General features: G+C 46.6%; 15 protein-coding genes. 13 read left to right on the top strand and 2 right to left on the bottom strand.

Annotated elements, in window-relative coordinates:
• Positions 1 to 11: 11 nt before the first annotated feature.
• From AC0YNT_RS21480 to AC0YNT_RS21465, 4 genes are all read left to right on the top strand, one after another.
• The gene (locus AC0YNT_RS21480; RefSeq protein WP_475806473.1) at positions 12 to 1151 is read left to right on the top strand and encodes a DUF3900 domain-containing protein; all 1140 of its coding nucleotides are present in this window, start codon (positions 12 to 14) and stop codon (positions 1149 to 1151) included.
• A 14-nt stretch (positions 1152 to 1165) separates the two neighbouring features.
• Complete coding sequence (locus AC0YNT_RS21475) at positions 1166 to 1525, top strand: Lin0512 family protein (RefSeq protein WP_167280644.1); 360 nt, start codon at positions 1166 to 1168, stop codon at positions 1523 to 1525.
• A gap of 139 nt (positions 1526 to 1664) precedes the next feature.
• Positions 1665 to 2963: a hemolysin family protein gene (locus AC0YNT_RS21470; protein ID WP_475806472.1), complete on the top strand. Its 1299-nt coding sequence runs from the start codon at positions 1665 to 1667 to the stop codon at positions 2961 to 2963.
• Positions 2964 to 3113: 150 nt separating this feature from the next.
• Entirely contained in the window at positions 3114 to 3902 is a 789-nt protein-coding gene (locus tag AC0YNT_RS21465) for an undecaprenyl-diphosphate phosphatase (RefSeq protein WP_167280642.1), read from the top strand.
• A 66-nt stretch (positions 3903 to 3968) separates the two neighbouring features.
• Here AC0YNT_RS21465 and AC0YNT_RS21460 read toward each other — a convergent pair whose 3' ends face one another.
• A complete protein-coding gene (locus AC0YNT_RS21460) occupies positions 3969 to 5381 on the bottom strand; it encodes a hypothetical protein (protein ID WP_475806471.1) in 1413 nt (470 codons plus the stop codon).
• A gap of 210 nt (positions 5382 to 5591) precedes the next feature.
• Here AC0YNT_RS21460 and AC0YNT_RS21455 point away from each other — a divergent pair, with 210 nt between their 5' ends.
• Positions 5592 to 5870: a hypothetical protein gene (locus AC0YNT_RS21455; RefSeq protein WP_441888951.1), complete on the top strand. Its 279-nt coding sequence runs from the start codon at positions 5592 to 5594 to the stop codon at positions 5868 to 5870.
• A gap of 58 nt (positions 5871 to 5928) precedes the next feature.
• On the opposite strand, the gene AC0YNT_RS21450 is transcribed toward AC0YNT_RS21455, so the two are convergent.
• Positions 5929 to 6555 carry a DedA family protein gene (locus tag AC0YNT_RS21450; RefSeq protein ID WP_167280639.1) on the bottom strand — a complete coding sequence of 209 codons (627 nt, stop codon included), beginning with the start codon at positions 6553 to 6555 and terminating at the stop codon, positions 5929 to 5931.
• A gap of 211 nt (positions 6556 to 6766) precedes the next feature.
• On the opposite strand from AC0YNT_RS21450, the gene AC0YNT_RS21445 reads away from it, so the two are divergent.
• From AC0YNT_RS21445 to AC0YNT_RS21410, 8 genes are all read left to right on the top strand, one after another.
• Complete coding sequence (locus AC0YNT_RS21445) at positions 6767 to 8179, top strand: MDR family MFS transporter (RefSeq protein WP_475806470.1); 1413 nt, start codon at positions 6767 to 6769, stop codon at positions 8177 to 8179.
• An 18-nt stretch (positions 8180 to 8197) separates the two neighbouring features.
• Positions 8198 to 9178, top strand: coding sequence for a serine hydrolase domain-containing protein (locus AC0YNT_RS21440; RefSeq protein WP_475806469.1), 981 nt, complete (start codon positions 8198 to 8200; stop codon positions 9176 to 9178).
• Positions 9179 to 9260: 82 nt separating this feature from the next.
• Positions 9261 to 11222 carry a stalk domain-containing protein gene (locus tag AC0YNT_RS21435; protein WP_475806468.1) on the top strand — a complete coding sequence of 654 codons (1962 nt, stop codon included), beginning with the start codon at positions 9261 to 9263 and terminating at the stop codon, positions 11220 to 11222.
• 292 nt (positions 11223 to 11514) lie between these two features.
• Positions 11515 to 13101 (top strand): PucR family transcriptional regulator, encoded by a 1587-nt coding sequence (locus AC0YNT_RS21430; RefSeq protein WP_475806467.1) that lies wholly within the window; start codon positions 11515 to 11517, stop codon positions 13099 to 13101.
• Positions 13102 to 13144: 43 nt separating this feature from the next.
• Positions 13145 to 14470, top strand: coding sequence for a 5'-deoxyadenosine deaminase (locus AC0YNT_RS21425; RefSeq protein WP_475806466.1), 1326 nt, complete (start codon positions 13145 to 13147; stop codon positions 14468 to 14470).
• A gap of 53 nt (positions 14471 to 14523) precedes the next feature.
• Positions 14524 to 15591, top strand: a complete 1068-nt coding sequence (locus AC0YNT_RS21420) for an XdhC family protein (protein ID WP_475806465.1) — start codon at positions 14524 to 14526, stop codon at positions 15589 to 15591.
• Positions 15512 to 16114 carry a nucleotidyltransferase family protein gene (locus tag AC0YNT_RS21415; RefSeq protein ID WP_475806464.1) on the top strand — a complete coding sequence of 201 codons (603 nt, stop codon included), beginning with the start codon at positions 15512 to 15514 and terminating at the stop codon, positions 16112 to 16114. The genes AC0YNT_RS21420 and AC0YNT_RS21415 overlap by 80 nt, the downstream gene beginning before the upstream one ends.
• 184 nt (positions 16115 to 16298) lie before the next feature.
• Positions 16299 to 17456: a BMP family ABC transporter substrate-binding protein gene (locus AC0YNT_RS21410; protein WP_475806463.1), complete on the top strand. Its 1158-nt coding sequence runs from the start codon at positions 16299 to 16301 to the stop codon at positions 17454 to 17456.
• The last annotated feature ends 114 nt before the right edge of the window (positions 17457 to 17570 follow it).

Raw genomic sequence — 17570 nt, 5'->3', positions numbered from 1 at the left:
GAAACGACAAAGTGGATTTCAGAATGGAATATTTATCTTTCTTCGTTATCGTAACAGATGGTGAGGACAGCTCGTCCTCGAAACGATACAAGCATTTTCAAACGCTGGATGAAGACGATTATGAAGATAGCGAGATCAAGCGATTCCTTGATGGCGAGTTTACTCGGATTGTAAAACGTAAGGTAGAGCGCAATCCCAATACGGAGAATGCTCCGACGAAAATTGGACGATTTATGGTTGAACCAGGCTATGAGCTGGGTAGTAATCAGAACTATAACTTGTTCCAACGTTTACGGGAAGCTGACAGCAAGGAACGTTTTATCGGTATCGCCGATGAATTGGTACATATTTATATGGATACGACAGCGGTTCGCGGCGGAGCATTTATTATCGCCAGAGCGAAGCTGAACACTTATTTCGATGAACCTTTCCTGTTCCTGCTCAAATGTGATTTTGAACCAAAAATCGCGCGGATCTCAGACGAACGAAGCTTGATTTCTCATGTTGAAATGGCTATCAGTGCACGTGGCATGAAGTCAATCCAATATCCGCATATGCCGGAGGAAGGATCTCTTGATCAATGGGAGCTCAAAATTCATCAGGCTTCACATGCTCGCTATTTCGAGGATTTCCTGAAGTTCGTATCCTACGAGAAGCCTTTGCCTGAAGTGATGGGCGAGCAGGTGCTTGGGATGGTCCAGCAGTATATGGAGGACAAATGGCAAGCTGCTCCTGAAAGTGTGGAACGTCGTGAGGAAGAGAATGCTATTGAAGTATGGGCGGCAAGCGAGAAGCGTGAGCTGCAGGAATATTGGACGCATGAGCAGGTAACAACCGCTTCCGCCGCTCTTGTTGAGCAGAAGCCGGACCTGCCATTCTCGTTTAAGCTTGGTGGGGTAACGATAAAAGGGCTGCTTGCAGACTTTGGGGTAACTTTGCATTTCGCAAAACATAATGGACGTTATGTAACCGTAATTGAAGGTGATGCGTTCCAATTCGAAAAAGGTGTATCGCCAGTCGAGCTGCTGCAGCCGCCGGATCTTGAAGAAATTCTGCCGATTATCGGTACGAATGTGAAAGAAGAACCAGCAATACCGCCGTATGAAGATGACAACTCATCAGCGGCGCAAGATGATGATGTACCTTGGTAATGGAGGGGAACGGAATGGACAAATTATTTTTTATTGAGATCGGAATGGGCTGTGATCTGCATGGTCAGAACATTACGAAAGCGTCAATACGTGCGGTTCAGAATGCAATTCATCATAATTCAATGCCGGGGCTTCGATCGGTCTTACCAGGTGGGACGCTCGACAATATGAAGGTACATGTCAAGCTCGCTGTTCCTTGTGATAAGGAATTGCTTGATGTAGAGCAGGTTAAGGCGGTTCTGCCTTATGGTCAGGTTACCGTTGAAATCATGGACGGTGGTATGATGACAACAAGTGGTGTCGTTCTACCGGATAAAGAGGATAAGAATGATCTGATCTACATCGTGAATGCATCGGTGGAAGTGGGTTATTAATAGGCGAGGTAAAGTGTAAACCGTATATCTGTCCTTTAGTGGATAGGTATACGGTTTATTTTTGCAGGATTCATGAACGCGTTGACGGGGTAACATACAAGTAGTTATCAACAGTTCAGAAGAAAAGAAGGAGACGCTCATGGTTCTGAAACTGATCTTGTTTGCGGTGCTGCTGTTTTGTTCCGCTTTCTTCGTAGCAACTGAATTTGCAGTCGTCCGCCTTCGTACCAGCAGGGTGCAGCAATTGGTCGCTGAAGGGGTTCGTAATGGAGCAGCGGTTCAAAATGTTCTGCAGCACTTGGACAGCTATTTGTCCGCCTGCCAGCTTGGTATAACCATTACTGCGCTTGGACTCGGCTGGCTTGGAGAGCCGACGGTTCATGATTTGCTTGATCCATTGTTTCACCAGCTTCATATTGGCGGCGAACTGGTTAATGTCTTGTCGTTTATTTTATCTTTCGCCGTTGTTACCTACTTGCATGTCGTTCTAGGCGAGCTGGCACCAAAGACCGTAGCCATCATCAAACCGGAGCAAATCAGTTTATCCGTTGCTCCTATTATCATTGGCTTTTATAAAGTGATGTTTCCGTTTATCTGGCTGCTTAACGGCTCGGCCAACGGGGTCGTCAGGCTGCTTGGCTTCAAGCCAACAGGAGAGCAGGAAGCTCATTCCGAAGAAGAGATCCGGAGTATTATGTCGGAGAGCTACGAAAGCGGAAAAATTAATAAGAGCGAGCTCAGCTACGTAAACCGGATATTCGAATTTGACGAACGGTTAGCTCGGGAGATCATGGTTCCGCGGACGGATATGGTCTGTTTGTTTATGGAGAACTCCAAGGTGGAGAATATCTCGATAATCCGAAGAGAGCAATATACAAGGTTCCCTGTCGCTAAGGGCAGCAAGGATAACATCGTTGGAATCATCAATACGAAGCAGTTCTTTATGCAGTATTTTGGTAACAATGAGACAGATGTTGCAACGATGCTTCAGCCTGTGATGTCTGTACCGGAAGTGATGCCAATCAAGAAGCTGCTTCGTAAGATGCAGCTGGAACGGGTGCATATCGCTATTTTGCATGATGAATATGGTGGGACATCCGGACTGATTACGATCGAGGATATTATCGAGGAGATCGTTGGCGAAATTCGTGATGAATTTGATGCCGATGAGGTGAAGGAAATTGATGCGGTCGAGCCGAATCGTTTTATTGTAGACGGCAAAGCGCTAATTGGTGAGGTTAATGATGCCATTGGCTGTCATCTTGAAAGCCATGATGTAGATTCGATTGGTGGCTGGTTATTTAATCAATACCCAGATCTGGAAGTTGGGGAACCGCAGGATCACGAAGAGCTGACTTTTATCATCCGGGAGAAAGAACGGCATCGGATCCGCAAAATCGAAATTATCTTCCATGTCGTTAACCCCGTTAATGAATAGGGACTGATGAGCCGTTTTCCTAAGATAGGAATGCGGCTTTTCTCCTAAAACGTTGGTTGCTTTCGCTCGTCTTACGCTTGTGCTATTATTAAAAGGTTGGTTTAAAGAGAAGTGCTGTTCGCGGAAATAATAGGAGATGGAGGACTACATTTGGGAGATTTATTTAATGCCATTATTATGGGCATCATTGAAGGCTTGACGGAGTTTTTACCTGTCTCGTCAACCGGACATTTGATTCTGACTGCAGATTTGCTGAACTTCCAGGATGACCGTGCCAAAGTGTTCGAGGTTGTTATACAACTTGGTGCCGTGCTAGCCGTCCTCGTGTTGTATCGGAGAAAATTTATCAGCTTGCTTAATTTTAACTTCAAGGAATCATCCGGCATTAATGCCTTGCACATTATTCTGGCCATGATTCCAGCTGGCGTAATTGGCGTGTTGCTTCATGGATTCATCAAAGATTATTTATTCAGCTCAGAAACGGTTCTTATTGGTCTGGTTGCAGGCGGTATACTAATGATTGTTGCAGACCGCATCAAGAAGAAAGTTACAGCAGAAGAGCTTGATGACATTACATACAAGCAAGCATTCGCAATTGGCTTATTCCAGGTTCTCGCACTTTGGCCAGGCTTCTCGCGTTCTGGCTCTACGATGTCTGGCGGTATGTTCTTCGGAACAAGCCAAAAGGCTGCGGCCGAGTTCACTTTTCTCGTATCGGTACCGATTATGGCTGGTGCAAGTGGTGTTGACTTGATTCAAAGCCGTGAGTTTCTGACAGGATCGGATACACCACTCTTTATTATTGGCTTTATCGCTGCATTTATCGTTGCAATGATTGCTATCGTAACCTTCCTGAACCTGATTAAGAAGCTCAGCTTGTCCTGGTTTGCGTATTATCGCTTTGCACTTGCTATTGTATTTGCATTTATTATCTTGTAAACAAGCACAAAAGGATGATTCAAAGGGTCGAGAGACCTTTCGAATCATCCTTTTCTTTATACTCGTTTACACCAAGAACATCGCTACAATCGTAGTTACGCTAAGGCCGATAATAACGGGCTTCAGATTGCGGCGTGCCAATTCGAAGGGACTGACTCCGCAAATAGCTGCTGCAGGGATAAGCGCCCAAGGTACAAGCGTACCACCGCCGACCCAAATCGCGGCTACTTGGCCAAGAGCGGTCAAGGTAGCGACACCTGAACCAATTGCACCGCCGAACAGCTGGGCGATAGAGCCAGCAAGCGAGATGCCGGAGAAGCCAGATCCATCAAGACCGGTGACGGCTCCTACGAGTGTCAAGGTCACAGAGCCAACCTCGCCATTGACGGGAACATTATTAGCAAGGGCAACACCAAGGTCGTTCACAATGCCTTGAGAGCCGGCTGGCAACGTATCTCCGAAGATAGCGGTAAAGCCGGAGTCCCCAAGATAGAAGAATGCGGCGATTGGAATGACAGGTCCAAACACTTTGAAGCCGAACACGAAGCCTTCGATCAAATAACTAGTTGTTTTCTCCAGACCTTTGTTCTTATGAGCCAGCATCGTGATGAGGAGCATGATGAAAATAGCGGTTCCGCCTACAAGTGCGGTTGCATCGCCGCCCTGGAGATCTAGCAGGAACATCGTAACGACGTCAGCAGCAAAGAGAAGCGGGATCAAGACGGCTAAAGTGATTTTTGCTCCGCGAGACAGTACATTTTTATAGGCTAGATCTTCACCGCCTGTAAGCTCTTTATCTCCTTCGACATTGCTGATAATGCCGTCATTCCATTTGCCCGTCTTCATATCCCGGCGCATCATCCAGTAGGCCGCAATGGTGGTGACGAGACCCATTACGATGACGAGCGGGATACTCGCTTGCATAACGTCACTTACAGGAAGACCAGCCGCATCAGCTGTAAGCTTTGGAGCACCTTGGATAATGTAGTCACCTGATAACGCAATCCCGTGACCAAACAAGTTCATCGCCATTGCTGCTCCAAGTGCTGGCAGACCCACACGTAAAGCAACTGGCAGCAATACTGCACCAATCAGGGCGACGGCTGGTGAAGGCCAGAAGAACCAGGAGGTAACCATCATAATAAGACCGATTCCCCAGAAAGCTAGTGTAGGTGTCCGTAGGAAACGGGTGAACGGGTAGATCATCACTTCGTTTATGCCGGTTCGGATCAGGACCCGGCTCATTGCAACGATTATGGATATAATGAGAATAGTGCCCATTAATTCTGTAATTGCGTAGATGAAGCTGTTGAACACGCCGCTGACAGAGTCGCTCAGCGATTCGGTTGCCAATAGGCCAAGTACAAAGATGCCGACGATACATATGAGCGACGTATCACGCCGCATCAGCATAAAGCCGATGATGGCAACGATAAACACGAGATACACCCAATGCAGCGCCACTAAATCAATGGCCATAAACAATCACCCTCTCATGGGATACCCGGCTGCGGTATCCGCTGCCGTAATGTACAGTATGCAAGGCCTATCATAGGCGTTCATCACGGGAGTTATGAGAATGTGCTTAAGAGCGGTGATCATTTGTTGACGAATGTCACAAACCGTATACAATGAATAAACAGGCTATTTTTACAAAATGAACGAATCTCGGAAGGAAGATTAGAACAAATGGATAATGTAAAAATATTAGGTGCATCAATGGACTATACGAAGGAAAATGGCTTCGTTGGCCGTATACAGTTCGAAATTGCTGGACAACAGAACCAATACGAAATGACCATTCATAGCCGTAAAAGAACAGAATGGGGATATGGTTTGTTTTTCCTGAATGAATCAGGCGACGAGGACGAGCTGCTTGCCGTTGAGGATATGCTCGAAGAGGATGACGAGCTGTTTGATTACCTGGTAAATGCAGCAGAAGAGAAGTTAGTATTAGAGCACCATTAAGAATGGAAATAAAAAACCTCCGATGCATCCCGAAGCGGGAATCGGAGGTTTTTTATGCTTACATGGAACGTTCTGCTTTCTCGTTCTTCTTCGCAGTACGGTTCCGGATGAACAGCCAGGCTGCTGCACCTGCCGCTACGGCTAAAAGGACATATACAACGATCATGCCGTTATCGGCAATCGTATTTCCGAGGGATTGAACCTTGTCACCTACAAATGTACCAATAATAAAGTAAATCAAAGTCCATAAGAAGGCGCTTGGATAAGCAAAAAGGGCAAATCGTCTGTAATTCATCTTGTTCGTGCCTCCTACAAACGGCATCACATGCCGCAGGACAGGGAGGACAAGACCGATACTAAGCGCGAAACCGCCGTATTTTTCACTCATATGCTGAGCTTGATTCACGAATTTATCCATGTTCTTCTTTTTCATAAACCAATCGAACACTTTGCTTCCGGCAAATCGGCCGATGGAGTAATTAAAGGTCATAGCCGAGCAGATTCCAAGGAAGACCATTAAGTAAGCTGGAACCGGGCTAAGCAGACCCGATGCTGCGAATGCTCCTCCTGTCATGACGACAACCTCATTCGGAACAGGCAGCCCGATCAAGCCCAAACACAGGACTAGAAAGAGAGACACATAGCCGAACTGATCAATAATGGAAACTAAGAAGTCATAACCCATTTATATATTCATCCCTTACTAATAAGCATTTTTTGAGTTACATTTTTAATTTTAAGGCACTCCTATAAGGCTAACATAAATGAGTGGTTTCGGGTAGGGTAATTCCTCATCCAAAAAGCCCAAAATGGATTGATCTTTTCCAGCAGTGAGTACCATAATAGAGAGCTCAGACATTGAAATAAATTCATAATGGCAACGGAAAGGAGAAATAATGAATACAACAAGCAACCGACGTACTGTAACTATTGCGTTATTCGTCGCAACCTTCCTGGCAGCGATTGAAGGAACAATCGTCAGTACCGCGATGCCCAGCATAACTGGCGAGTTGCATGGCATTCAGCAATACAGCTGGATTATTTCGATTTACTTATTGTCTACGGTCATAACTACGCCGATTTATGGCAAGCTATCCGACCTGTTCGGACGAAAAAGAATGTTTATTGCAGGAGCGGTCATTTTTCTTGCAGGCTCCATGTTATCCGGGCTTGCCCAGACGATGTCGCAGCTTATTGCTTTTCGAGCTTTACAAGGCCTTGGAGCAGGCGCTTTAACGACGATTCCTTACACCATTATCGGTGATTTATATCCATTCGAACAACGGGCCAAGGTCCAGGGCTGGATGTCCAGCATCTGGGGCGTTGCAGGTATCACGGGTCCACTGGCTGGCGGCCTTCTTGTCGATTATGTGTCCTGGCGGGCGATATTTTATATGAACCTTCCGTTTGGCATCTTGGCGATCCTGCTGCTGTCCACATCCATGAAGGAAGCGTTCGCGAAACAGAAGCGTTATATTGATTATCCGGGAATTGCCGCATTCTCTATAGGGATGTTTGCGTTCTTGTATGCGCTGACCATTCTTCGTGAGACGAGTGAAACAAGTCATTCATCGATGATTATCATCTTATTATTGATCGCTGCTGCGTTCTTCTTGGTCTTATTTTTCTTCATCGAGAAACGCTCTCCTGAGCCAATAATCCCGCTTCAATTATTTAAACTGCGCACGATAAGTACGGTGAATGCAATCAGCTTTCTGCTTTGTGTGATCAATGTTGTTGCGATCTTTTATCTGCCGCTGTGGATTCAAGGCGTAATCGGAGAGAGTGCTACATATTCAGGATTAGCCATGATCCCATTGTCGATTGGCTGGCCGCTTGGAGCTATCCTTGCCGGGAATTGGATCGCCAAGCTAGGCATGCGCAAGATCGCTTTTGTTGGTTCAATGTTTCTGGTTGTCGGTAGTATAGGCTTCATGCTGATGACGGAACATACATCAATCGTTCTCTTTATGATTTATACGTTCCTGTCCGGTATGTCATTCGGGCTATCCTTAACGAGCTTTACGGTTGCAGTCAGCTCATCGGTCTCATGGGAGCTGCGCGGCGCAGCTATCGGAAGCAATAACTTTATCCGAACGCTTGGTCAGACGGTTGGGATCGCGTTATTTGGACTTCTGCTGCATACGGGCAGTACAGAAGTCATCGATGCAGTCAAGCTGGAACATAGTCTTCATCGGATCTTTATCATACTGGTCGGACTATCTGTAATTGTCATGCTGGCAATGCTTGTTTTGCCAAGAACAACTACACAAGGCGCAGCTTCCGATACTGCAGATGCATCTTCCTAGAAAGGCTGATCACGTAGAATGACAACAACATCTAACACGGATGATCTTTATTTACGCTCCATCTCTGCATCCGATGCAGGATTAGATGAAGCAAAGCTGGATCAAATGAAGAAATGGCTGGTGGAGTCGAAGATGACCACCGCCATCATTTTACGGGAAGATGCAATCGCTTGGGAATGGTACAGCGCGGGCGAAGATACGGTTGGACCTCTGTTGTCCTGTACGAAAAGTCTCCTGTCAGCTTTGGTAGGGGTTGCTATTGCTGAAGGTCATATCCAAAGTGTAGAGCAGCCTATTGCCGATTATTTCGAAGGTCTGTCGGATGATGGTATTCAAATTAAACATCTGCTGACGATGACGTCCGGCTGGGATTGGCCCGACTTCGATAAGCCGTATAAAGCAATGAAGAAATCGGCAGATCCCATTCGGTTTGTACTTGATCGTCCGCTTATCAGCGAACCTGGGACCGCGTATCTCTATAACTCAGGGGGATCCCATCTCTTGTCCGTTATCTTATCGAAAACAACGGGGCAAAGCGCGCTCGATTATGCGACAAGCCGTCTTTTTAAGCCGATGGGCTTTCATCAAGCAAAATGGACCTCTCACAAGGGGATTAACGAAGGAGGTACCGGGCTGCAGCTTTATGGCCGTGATCTGGCGAAGCTTGGCCTTCTTTATTTGCGGGAAGGGGATTGGTTCGGCAGGCAGCTGATCTCAGCAGAGTGGATTCAAGAGTCAACGAGAAAGCATCATCGCGGCCTTCTTCACTACGAGCCTCCTATCTATGGGGCCTACGGCTATCATTGGTGGCAGTCGCCAGTCGAGCATAATGGGGCATTTGATTGTTATTTTGCCTTTGGTCATGGGGGGCAGTATTTACTCGTTGCGCCTGAAGAACGATTGGTAGTTGTGCTTCGTAAAGCACTTGCGGGACGGAACGAGGCGGTCCAATCTCGTAATATTTTATTTGAACATATTGCAGGAGCCAGAAATAAATAGTCTTAAAGGTGCAACCTTTTGTGCTAGGATGCGTTTAATCTATGTCTGTTCAAACCATCCATTTAGAGAAAAGGAGAATCCCATGTTTAAGAAAGTCACCTTAGTCGTACTTGCTGCATTGCTCTTGTTTGCAGTACCTGTTGGAGCAGAAAGCTCCGGCGCAGGGCAAAACCAACTGATCCTTCTTCAGAAAACAAAGCAAATGTACCATAACGGCAAACTTTATTTAGCAGCTCAGCCGCTCACAGAATTAAAAGGGACAACCTATATTTCCGCTACTGCTATTGCCGGTAGATTAGGTGCAACTGTCCAGTATGATGCCAGCAAGAAGGAATATATCCTTCGTGATGCAACTAGAGAGCTTCGTTATGCGGTGAACAAATCTTCCTATACCGTGAACGGAACTCGCATGACGTTTACAGGTACGCCTTTTGTACAAAAAGGCAGTCTGATGATTCCGCTTCGTTCGGTGTTCAGCCCGTTTGGCATCACTCTATCTTCCATTCCAGCTGAGAAAAAGCTGGTCTTGAAATGGACACTCAAGCCGATTGCTAAATTTGCGGTCAGCCCTTCGGTCATCTATGCCGGCCAAACAGAAGTGACATATGTTGATCAATCCTATCAGCCTAGTGGCGCAGCTATTGTAAACGAACGCTGGGAAGGCAAACAAACAACGTTTGCTGAAGCGGGAACTTATAAAGTGACCAAATGGGTTCAAGATGCAAACGGCGTATGGAGCGATCCTTATTCGGTAACGGTGAACGTGTTGCCGCAGAATATGCCGCCAGAAGCACGTTTTGCAACAGATAAGTCCTATTACAAGATGGGCGAACTCATTTCATATAATGATATTAGCTCGGATGACGAGAACAAGATTACGAAGCGGGAATGGACGAATAACGCCAAAGCCTTCTTCGAACCGGGCGAACAGACCGTAACTTTGAAAGTAACAGATTCACATGGCTTGACGAGCGAATTCTCACAGATCGTTACGATCACAGATGAATCGCTTTATACGAAACAAGAGTTCGATCAGCTATACACCGATCAAGGTGAGAAATTTACGATCGACGGCGCCAGCGTGTTGAAGCTTCCTACGCAGCCATACACGGTTGTTAATACGGGGCAGCAAACGTTTATTCGCAGCAACAGCCCTGAAATGATTAATGACGAGGGTATCTATTATCAAGATACCGCTAGCGGCAATGTTCGTTTCCTTATTCATAACCAGAATAACCGTCCTAATCCTGTAAAAGTTTATATCGTAGCAACAAATGAGAACAGTACAGCAGCTACTGTTACGGATGAGCGTATTGGACTTGGTGGTCCTGCGCCTTATGTCACACAAGCTGGTAAAGCAGCAACTGCGAATTACCTGCTGTCCAGAACGACTAATCCAGTAGGAACTGTTACTACGATTCCTGCAGGTCAAAGCCGTGTTGTTCTCAGCCCGCTTAGCAGCAAAGAAGTTGTTAATGGCCGTATTCTTACGATGTACGCAGATGTGACAACTTCAGCACCAATCAAATTCAGCGTAATTGTTGTAGATGCAAGCAAAGACGTGCTGCAGGCATTGCCACAGCTTCCGATCCTGCCACGCGACGGCAAGCATGTTCGTGGTACATTCGAGAATGCTAACCGCAGCATCAACGTACTGCAGACCATCGGCGATGTTCCGTCCCGTATGATTCTTGCGGACAAAGTAGTGGACACTCGTTTGTCGGGTTATGATGTTCTGACAGGTGAAGCTATGTCTAACGACGGCAACAATGGAGCAATGTATGTTCTGAATCTATGGCATGTGAAGCCACATACGCTTATTGCGCTGAATCCTCGCGGTGGCCATTATGGCGGTGCATTCCTGATCAACAACAAGCTAGTTTATGCGACAAACACGACAATTCTGAGTAATGCGAATGAAGCCGGCGTCCTTTATCGGACAGGGGATACGGAAGAATCGGTAACGATTGCGTTCACACCAGCTTCCGGCAGTAATCTTCCGATAAACCTGCTGTTCCTTCCATTGCCTGAATTAAAGCAATAGTCCTTATTCGATCGATGCCGATAAAAGCGAAATTCGCTTTTGTCGGCATTTTTTTTGTCCTCCAGTTGTATTCTATGTCGAGAAGCTTTTGAGAATATCAACATTATGTTAGTATCATGTCATGTATTTGGGTTAAATCTCCAAATATATTGTCAATTCGACGAAATATCGCTAGTTTAAGAGTTTATGTGGTTAAATATATTCACATCCCTATTGATTAACGCTACTCTCTGATTTAAGATGTTATATAAAATGACGTCGACTAGTTTTACATATGGAGCGGAGGTGCGCGATGCATTTGACAGTTGAACAGGCGCTGAATGTATTTCCTTTATCAGAGGGGAAGCTTGTCGCCGGTACAGCAGGTCGCAATCGGATTGTAAGATCTGTCAATGTAATGGATGCGCCGGATATTACGGATTGGATCAAGGAAGGGGAAATGTTATTTACAACCGCCTACTTGATCAAAGATCATCCTCAGGATGCGACTGAGCTGCTGGCTAAGCTGAACCAGCGGGGTTCATCCGGGCTAGGTATCAAGCTCGGACGGTTCTGGGATGCTATTCCTGATCAATTAATTGCTTATGCGGATGAGCTTGGTTTTCCATTAATAGAGCTGCCGTACCAATTTACTTTCTCTGATCAAATGAGCGGCTTATTTAAGGAAGAGTTAAGGCGTAATACCGGGGTGCTGCAGGACATATTCGATAAGCAGGTCCGTTTGATGCGTATGGCGCTTAAGACAGATCATATTACGGAACTGTTTGATTCCCTTGCGGATATTATCGGGTTCCCGATGGCGATCATTGGATCAAGAGGACAAATGGTCTATAACAGCTCGCAAGTCCCTGATGTTGAATTAACTAGCAGCTGGCCGTGGCCGCAGCAGCAGAAGTGGATGAAAAACAAGCAATGGCAGGCGTTCCGAATTCCGCTTATGAAGCAATCGCGTTGTACGGGTTTTGTCCTATTTTTTAATCCCCAATTATTCCTTTCTACCATAGAAGAGAGTTTGTATTTGCAAGCTGCGGAGCTATTATCCTATCAAATGAATTTTAATTACGAAGACTATTTCGAATTGTCGGTTCAAAAGGACTTTGGTGTCCTCATTAAACGTTATCTCCGAAACGGAATGCCGATTGACAAAGTGGTAGAGTATGCAGACCGCTGGGAGCTTGAGCTTTTTGCGGGCAACTATACTTGTGTGCTTAGTGATACGACACAGGCTGTCGCCGGACAAAGGATCGAGAAGCTGGAAAAGCTGAAGTCGGATTTTTTAAGCCACACGAAACTGCAAGAACTGAAGGGTATGCATATTGTAATGGAAGAAGGTTTGCTTTCTGTATTCCCCGAGATTGAAGGGCAGACTGAGGGCAGTCTGGAATCCGCGTTAAATGTATGCTTCGCGTCTATTCAACGTGAGAGCGGAGATAGTCCTCGAGCGGCAGTCAGTGCAAGAAAGAAAAGGCCTGATCAGCTGTATGAGGGTTTTGATGAATGCAGACAGACGCAAAGGCTTGCGACCGAGTGGGGGGTTGGGCAATCCATCACGACATTCGCGACGATGGACTTGGCTATTGTGTTCGAACATGTGTCCAGAGATCGGATGGAAGCCTTCTGTAATCGCTGGTTAGGTGGACTTGTAAGTAAAGATCCTGACTATGCGAGCGAAATGCTGCGGACACTAGAAACCTATTTAGAGCAGGATGGTCAGCTAAATGAGACCGCGAAGAAGCTTTACATTCACCGTAATACGGCAACTTATCGGATTGAGAAGCTAAGCGAGATTCTTGGCGTTGATTTTAAGAAAATGAATGATCTGCTCAGACTTAAAATTGCTTTCCTGTTCCGTAAGCTGCTCATTAACGAACAATCCTAAACGACATTAATTAAATAAGCCTCATAGCAAAGGAGCGGTACACATGGGTTCCACATTAATCCGCAATGCCGTCATTATGACGATGAATGAGACGAATGATATTTTAGTCGGAGATGTTCTCGTAACTGGTAATCAGATTGCCCAAATTGGTGCGAATATTCAGGTAACAGATGTTGATCGAGTTATTGAAGCGGGCGGGAAAGTGCTGCTGCCTGGATTTATTCAGACACACATTCACTTATGCCAGACGTTATTCCGCGGACGTGCGGATGATCTGGAATTGATCGATTGGCTGAGAACTCGGATATGGCCGCTGGAAGCTGCTCATAATGCGGACTCTGTCTATTATTCGGCTATGCTTGGTATTGGGGAATTGATCCGCAGCGGTACAACAACGATTCTGGATATGGAGACCGTCAATCATACTGAATCGGCATTCCAGGCTATTCTCGAGAGCGGAATCCGTGCCGTCTCCGGCAAGGTGATGATGGATCATGGAACAGAGGTTCCGCTAGCGCTTCAAGAGAAGACGGAGCAGTCGCTGAAGGAAAGTGTAGAGCTGCTTGAGAAGTGGCATGGAGCGGCTGGCGGCAGAATCGAATATGCTTTCTGCCCACGGTTTGTTGTCTCCTGTACGGAAGAGCTGCTTATCGGAGTTAGAGATCTATCCGCACAATACGGCGTGAAGGTACATACTCATGCGTCGGAAAATCGGGAAGAAATTTCGATCGTAGAGTCAGAACGTGGGCTCAGGAACGTTGTTTATCTTGATCATATTGGGCTTGCGAAGCCAAATCTGATTCTAGCTCATAGCATTTGGCTTGATGAGGAAGAGAAACGGATTATTAAGGAAAGAGGCGTTAAGGTTACCCATTGTCCAGGTTCGAATCTGAAGCTGGCCTCAGGTGTCGCGGAGGTGCCGGAGCTGCTCAAGGAAGGTATCGATGTAGGGATTGGTGCAGACGGTGCTCCTTGTAATAACAATTTGGATATGTTCCAAGAGATGCGCCTCACCGCCTTTATTCAGAAAGTAAAGCATGGTCCAACCGTCATGAATGCCAAAACGGTGCTGCAGATGGCGACCATGGGTGGTGCGCGGGTGCTTGGTCTGGAGGATAAGATCGGAAGTATTGAAGTCGGCAAGCTAGCGGATCTGCAATTGCTTGATCTGGAAGACTTCCATGTCTATCCGTCCTTTGATGCAGATTGGTATTCGAGAGTTGTCTATGCCGCTACTCGCGGCGATGTTGACACGGTCATGATTGATGGGCAGGTTGTGATGGAAAACCGGATCATGAAAACAATTGATAAGCCGCTAGTATTACGTGAAGCGGATCGGACGTTAAAGGAACTGCTGGCGAGACTATAGCAGCGGGTATAGCAAAAGCCCTTGATCATTGAATGGAAAAGGTGGGACAGCCGATGGATATGTTAGACATCTTGCGGGCAATTCGGCAGCTTGAACAGCCGGCGGTCCTGGCAACCATTGTTGAGGTTGAAGGCCACGCGTATCGAAAGGCCGGTGCAGCTATGCTACTCATGGGGAGCGGGGAGACAGTCGGAACGGTAAGCCCGGGTTGTATTGAATCGGATTTGCTGGAACGCGTACCGGCCATCTGTGAAGCCAATCAATATGAAATGGTTGAATACAATATGCAGCCGGATGAAGATCCGATCTGGGGAGATTCTGTAGGATGCGGAGGAGTTATTCGCATTCTTCTCGAGCCTGTCGAGGGAGAACTGCGAGTGCTTCTGCTTGCGGCATTAGAGCAGCTAAATAGAGGGATTGAAGTTCAGTTTTCTCGTGAAATTCGGGGGCAAGAGCTTTGCTATGAGCTTTGCACCAAAGATACAGCCGTAATCTATACATCTAATGATTGGCGGTACTCCATGACCTTGACGCCTCGCCAGAGAGTTATTTTGTTTGGGGCAGGACTGGATGCCATTCCAATCTATCATCTCTTAACCCAAAGCAGCTTCCGTGTTCTTGTTGCAGATTGGCGGCCAGGATTACTTGCCTCCTTCTCCGGTGCGAAGATTGCTCTTGGGACACCAGAGCGATTGGAAAAGGAAATACAGCTTCATGAGAATGATGCGGTTATCGTGTGCAGTCATCATCTGCATTACGACCGTGAAATGATTCATATGTCGCTGGCTAATAAGACGAGGTATATAGGCGTGATGGGTTCATCCAAGAGAATTAATATGTTATTTGAAGGAGAAAATCCTCCTGCCAATGTGAAAGCTCCCATTGGTCTTTCCATTGGGGCTGAAGGGCCATACGAGATTGCTGTCAGCATAACAGCTGAGCTTATTGCCTTACGTAAGGAATGGCTGAATAAAGAGCACCACAAGGAGGCACGAAATGATCATATCCGGAATTTATTTAGCAGCGGGACAGAGCAGTCGGATGGGCAAACCGAAGCTGCCGCTCGAGCTTTCCCCGGGCTTAGCGCTCGGCAGTATGGCGCTTCGTGCTCTATTGGATAGCGGGATGGAGCAAGTGCATGTGGTCGTCCGCCCGGACGACCCGCTGAACTGGCTTACAGGCTTAAGAAACGATCCTCGTTATACCGCTAAACTTCATATTGTCGTCTGCGAAGAAGCTAGCCTAGGAATGTCTTATTCGATTCGTGCTGGAGTAGACGCCGCGCTTTCCAGCTCCCCGACGTCCGATGCAATCGTGATCGGGCTTGGTGACCAACCTTTTGTCACGGCTGCTATGGTGCGGCGTCTTCTTTTTATTATGAGAGCGCGTCCTGAACTAGATTTCGCTGCTTCCTCTGTTGCAGGTGTAGTTATGCCGCCGGCTGTTATTAGTAAATCGATGTTTGCAGCACTTCGTGGACTTCGTGGGGATATGGGAGCTCGCAAGCTGTTTGGATCTCCTGATTATAGTGGAGAAGTTATCACGTACGAAGGGGAAGAGGCTAATCTGCTTCTGGATGTGGATGATGAGAACAGCCTCCATTTGGCAGAGCGTAGATATCGGCGTATCCGCGAACGAAGATAACGATGTCACTTATTATTACATATAAAACAATAGAGACGTGCATCGTGCACAATGAGTGTTCGTAATTTTATCTCCACTCCCAATCTCATGTCACATATATTGACGCTACTATCACGCGGAAGTATAGTGAAGCTACATCAACCACAGCGGTCATGATGATTAAAGAGAGTCGGGGAGGAACTATATGAAATATCTCGTTAAAGCACGTACAGTGGGGTTAGCATTTCTCGTATTAATGGTCGTTATCTTATCCGCTTGTTCCAGTAATAACAACAATAAGACAAGCGAAGCAACGAATAACGGCAATGCGCAGGCTTCGGCAAATCCGGCAGCTACAGACAGCGGCAAGAAGCTTCCACGAGTCGCATTCGTGTATATCGGGCCTCCAGGAGACGGCGGCTGGACCTTCGAACATGACAACGGCAGAAAGTACATGGAAGAAAAGCTTGGCATTAAAGCTGACACGGTAGAAAATGTACCGGAAAGCGCGGACGCTGAACGCGTCATTACAGAACTGGCCCAAAACCATGACATCATTTTCACAACTAGCTTCGGTTACATGGACCCGACTCTGAATGTGGCGAAGAAGTTCCCTGATGTGAAATTTATGCACACAGCCGGCTACAAAACAGCGGACAATATGTCCACTTACTTCGGTAAGAACTATGAAGCCAGCTACCTGAGTGGTATTGCGGCAGGCAAAATGACCAAATCGAATGTGATCGGTTATGTTGGTGCCTTCCCAATTCCGGAAGTCATCTATAACATTAACGCTTTTGCCCTTGGCATTCAAAGTGTAAATCCGGATGCAAAAGTAGACGTGGTATGGAGCAACACTTGGTATGATCCAACGGCTGAACGTCAAGCAGCAATCAGCTTGCTGGATAAAGGAGCAGACGTCCTGCTTGCTTACCAGGATTCTCCTGCAACATTGCAAGCAGCAGCTGAGCGCGGCGCACTCGCTGGCGGTAATGACTCTGATATGACTCGCTATGCACCAGAAGCATACTTAACGAACCCTACATGGAACTGGGGTCCCTATTATACACAAGTAGTTCAATCTGTGATCGACGGCACTTGGAAGAGTGAGCAATTCTCCGGCGATATGGTAGATGGCATGGTTGGTCTTGCTCCTCTTGGATCTAGCATTCCAGATGATGTGAAGAAGCTGGTTGAAGACGCGAAGGCGAAAGTCTTGAGCGGCGAGTTGAATGTATTCAGTGGTCCAATCCTAGATGCATCTGGCGCTTCGAAGCTGGAAGCAGGCCAAACAATGAGCCTTGAGGACATTCTTGGGATGAATTGGTTCGTAAAAGGCGTAGAAGGAACTATTCCTCAATAATAGGATGCAGGCCGAAACAGCCAATCAACAAATCCCTTACCCAAGGGATTTGTTGATTTATTGGCCTCCAGTTAGGTGACAATTCTTTAAGCACATGCTTACGAAGCAAGAATC

It is taken from the genome of Paenibacillus sp. J22R56 (assembly GCF_056269375.1).
Note: the sequence above shows the minus strand (reverse complement) of the source record. Positions and strands in the feature narration are given on the sequence as shown.